Origin of the sequence: Streptococcus sp. 1343 (assembly GCF_013277355.1) — a bacterium.
In the GTDB taxonomy this organism is placed as follows: Bacteria; Bacillota; Bacilli; order Lactobacillales; family Streptococcaceae; genus Streptococcus; species Streptococcus pseudopneumoniae.
The window spans coordinates 1-1,059 of record NZ_VMMT01000102.1 but is presented as its reverse complement, the minus strand read 5'-3'; the positions used below and the strand labels follow the sequence as shown (position 1 = coordinate 1,059).

Below are 1,059 nucleotides of genomic sequence, written 5' to 3'. Positions count from 1 at the left end.
TGAGTATGAATATGATTTGAGTGAATAGTAAGTTAAACCCCAATTATTCACCCCTAATCTAAAAACCCTCCAGAATCCTTGCCTTAGCTTAGATCCTGGATGGTTTCTTTTTTCACCCAATGGGTGTTTTTTACTAGACAAAAAAGAGTTTCCCCTTTATGGTATAAGTGTAGAAAAAAACACAAAAAGAAAGGAAACTCACATGAACAGTTTACCAAATCATCACTTCCAAAACAAGTCTTTTTACCAACTATCTTTCGATGGAGGTCATTTAACCCAGTATGGTGGTCTTATCTTTTTTCAGGAACTTTTTTCCCAGTTGAAACTAAAAGAGCGGATTTCTAAGTATTTAGTAACGAATGACCAACGCCGCTACTGTCGTTATTCGGATTCAGATATTCTTGTCCAGTTCCTCTTTCAACTGTTAACAGGCTATGGAACGGACTATGCTTGTAAAGAATTGTCAGCTGATGCCTACTTTCCAAAATTGTTGGAAGGAGGGCAGCTTGCTTCACAGCCAACCTTATCCCGTTTTCTTTCCAGAACTGACGAGGAAACAGTCCATAGTTTGCGATGCTTCAACCTTGAATTGGTCGAATTCTTTTTACAGTTTCACCAGCTAAACCAACTCATTGTAGATATCGATTCTACCCATTTCACAGCTTATGGCAAGCAAGAAGGTGTTGCTTATAACGCCCACTATCGTGCTCATGGCTATCATCCTCTTTATGCTTTCGAGGGGAAGACAGGTTATTGTTTCAATGCCCAGCTTCGTCCTGGTAATCGTTATTGTTCTGAAGAGGCAGACAGCTTTATCACACCTGTTTTAGAACGGTTTAATCAACTTCTCTTTCGAATGGATAGTGGCTTTGCGACCCCAAAATTATACGATTTAATTGAAAAAACAGGGCAATACTACCTCATAAAACTCAAGAAAAATACTGTTCTGAGCCGTCTTGGAGACCTTTCCCTCCCTTGCCCACAGGATGAGGACTTAACCATCTTGCCCCACTCCGCCTACTCAGAAACTCTCTATCAAGCAGGATCTTGGTCGCACAA

Annotated in this window: 1 pseudogene; it reads left to right on the top strand. The window is 40.4% G+C overall.

The annotated features are described in order from the left end of the window. Positions 1-202: 202 nt before the first annotated feature. Positions 203-1,059 (top strand): annotated as a pseudogene (locus tag HT709_RS11360) (IS1380-like element ISSpn5 family transposase); the annotation flags it as partial.